Genomic DNA, 3358 nt, shown 5'->3' with positions numbered 1-3358 from the left:
CCCACGGCCCGGCCCAGACCCCAGACCTGGGTCTGGATCGGACTGGTCGTCACCTCGCCGGCGGCGACCTGCACCGCGCCACGGGTCAGCACCCAGAGGGGAGCGGCGATCCCGGCCCGGCCCAGCCTCTGCACCAGGTCGAGGGTGTCGGCGCTGCCGCGCGGGACCCACCCGAACTCGGCGTCCGGCGACTCGTCCAGGGCCAGGAGGGACACCACGCCCTGGACATCCGCACCGGCACCGGCGATGGCCTCATCGAGGCCCTCGAGCGTCGTCCGCACGACCTCGGCGCCACGACCCGCCAGCCCGTCGGCCACCGCACCGGCGTCCGGCGCGTCCCCGACCAGCAGCCAGGGCCCGGACAGGACCGCCGAACCGCTGATGGCGGACGGCTGCCAGGTGATCCGGTAGCGCCAGTCGTCCACCGACAGCTTCGTACGCTCGACCGCCGGGGCCTCGGGCCAGTAGCGGCGCCGCTGGAACGCGTAGGTCGGCAGCGCGACGGTCGTCCCGTCGCCGAGCACCGCCGCCCAGTCGACGGGGGCGCCCTGGACATAGGCCTCGGCGAGCGAGGTCAGCAGGCGCTGCGCGCCGCCCTCCTCGCGCCGCAGCGTGCCCACGACCACCGGGGAGCGCTCTTCCAGGCTGTCGCCGATCGCCGGGGTCAGCACCGGGTGCGGCGAGACCTCCAGGAACACGCCGTGTCCCGCGTCACCGAGGATCCGCACGGCACGGTCGAACTCGACGGTCTCCCGGAGGGACGCGTACCAGTACGCCGGGTCCAGCTCCGGGCCGGACAGCCACTCGCCGGTCAGCGCCGACACCATCGGGATCCGGGCCTCACTCGGCGTGATGCCCTGGAGAACCGAGAGGATCTCCTCGCGCAGCTCGTCCACGTGCGCGCTGTGGGACGCGTAGTCCACCGGGATCATCCGGGCGCGCGGGGACTCCCCACAGGAGTCGGCGAGTTCGCGCAGCGCGTCCGCGTCACCGGAGACGACCGTCGCCGACGGGCCGTTCACGGCTGCGACGGAAAGGCGGGTGCCGTACGGGGCGATCCGGGCGCGGACGCCGTCCACCGGCTCGGCGATCGACAGCATCCCGCCGCGCCCGGCCAGGGCCTTCAGGGTCTTGCTCCGCAGAGCGACGACCTTCGCGGCATCGTCGAGGGAGAGAATCCCCGCGACGGCGGCCGCCGCGATCTCGCCCTGCGAGTGACCGACCACAGCGTCCGGAGCGACACCCGCCGCCTCCCACACCGCAGCCAGCGACACCATCACAGCCCACAGCGCCGGCTGCACCACATCAGCGGCCTCAAAGCCGTGAAGGCCCGCCAGCACATCGTCCAACTGCCAATCCACATAGGGCGCCAGGGCCGCAGCACACTCGGCCAGCCGCGCCGCGAACACCGGCGAGGCCTCCGCCAGCTCGCGACCCATCCCGACCCACTGGCTCCCCTGCCCCGGGAAGACGAACACCGTCCGCCCCACCCCGCCAGGAGCCACCGAACCGGTCACCACACCGGACGCGGGCTGCTTCGTCGCCACCGCCGCGAGACGTTCAGCGAGCTCGCCCCGCTCGCCGCCGAGCACAACGGCCCGGTGCTCCAGCGCCGCACGCGTCGTCGCGAGCGACCACGCGACATCGCCGACCGACAACTCCGGCCGCGCCAGCACGTGTTCACGCAGTCGACCCGCCTGACCCGCGAGCGCCGCAGCGCTCTGGCCGGAGACCGGCCAGGCCGACGTCCCACCGGCGAGCACCGGAAGCACCTCGGCTTCCAGCTCCTCGGCTTCGGCGTCGGGCGCCTCCTCCAGGATGAGGTGGACGTTGGTGCCGCTCACACCGAAGGCCGACACACCCGCCCGGCGCGGCCGCTCGCCCGCCGGCCACTGCACCTGCTCCTGGAGCAGCCGGACGTTGCCCCTCTCCCAGTCCACGTGGGTCGACGGCTGGTCCGCGTGCAGGGTCTTCGGCAGCATGCCGTTTCGCAGCGCCATCACCATCTTGATCACACCGGTGACGCCGGCGGCGCACTGGGTGTGGCCGATGTTGGACTTCACCGATCCCAGCCACAACGGCCGGTCCTCGTACCGCTCCTGGCCGTACGTCGCCAGCAGTGCGCCCGCCTCGATCGGGTCGCCGAGCGAGGTGCCGGTGCCGTGGGCCTCGACCGCGTCGACGTCGGAGGGCGACAGCTGCGCGTTGGCCAGTGCCGCGCGGATCACCCGCCGCTGCGAGGGGCCGTTGGGCGCCGCCAGGCCGTTGGACGCACCGTCCTGGTTGGCCGCGCTCCCGCGGATCACCGCCAGCACCTGGTGCCCGTTACGGCGCGCGTCCGAGAGACGCTCCAGCAGCACCATGCCCGCGCCCTCGCCCCAGCCGATGCCGTCGGCCTCGTCCGAGAACGCCTTCGACCGGCCGCTGGAGGCCATGCCGCCCTGGCTGCCGAACTCCATGAACGCGCCGGGCGAGACCATCACCGCGACACCGCCGGCCAGCGCCATCGAGCACTCGCCCGACCGCAGGGCGAGCATCGCCTGGTGCATCGCCACCAGGGAGGACGAGCAGGCCGTGTCCACCGTGATGGCGGGGCCGGTCAGGCCCAGGCAGTACGAGATCCGGCCCGAGGCCACGGCGGACACCGTGCCGATCAGCCGGTAGCCGTCCAGGCTCCGGTCGTCGGCCGGCAGGCTCGCGTCGTAACCGGCGTGGCTCGCACCGACGAAGACGCCGGTCGCCGAGCCGTGCAGCGACTTCGGGTCGATCCCCGCGCGCTCGATCGCCTCCCAGGACGTCTCCAGCAGCAGCCGCTGCTGCGGGTCCATCGCCAGCGCCTCACGCGGGCTGATCCCGAAGAACCCCGCGTCGAAGTCGGCCACGTCGTAGATGAATCCGCCCTGTCGGCGGTACGCCTGCCGCTGGCCGAAGCCCTCCTCGACGGCCTCCCAGCCTCGGTCGGTCGGGAACTCGCTGATCGTGTCGGTCCCCGCGACGAGCAGGTCCCAGAACTGGTCGGGCCCCGTCACACCGCCCGGGTACCGGCAGCCCATGCCGACGATCGCGATCGGCTCGCCGATCGCCGCGGCCACGACCTGGACCGCGCCGTCGGCCTGGGCCGTCTGGCCGCCGGTGCCGACGAGTTCGCCCCGCAGGTAGTCCGCGAGGGCGGTGGCGTTCGGGTGGTCGAAGACCATCGTGGAGGCCAGCTTGACACCGACCTCCTTGGAGAGGCGGTTCCGCAGCTCGACGGCTCCGACGGAGTCGAAGCCCAGCTCCTTGAAGGCGCGTTGCGGCAGCACGTCGTCTGCCGAGTCATGGCCCAGGACCGCGGCCGCGTGGCCCCGGACCAGGTCGG

At 73.3% G+C, this 3358-nt stretch carries 1 protein-coding gene; it reads right to left on the bottom strand.

The window, feature by feature from the left end; all coding sequences use genetic code 11:
* Positions 1-3358, bottom strand: a 3358-nt coding sequence (locus tag AE652_RS29245) for a type I polyketide synthase (RefSeq protein WP_049656896.1), incomplete at both ends; no start/stop codon positions are given.

It is taken from the genome of Kitasatospora sp. MY 5-36, from assembly GCF_001182915.1.
Classification (GTDB): domain Bacteria; phylum Actinomycetota; class Actinomycetes; order Streptomycetales; family Streptomycetaceae; genus Kitasatospora.
Note: the sequence above shows the minus strand (reverse complement) of the source record. Positions and strands in the feature narration are given on the sequence as shown.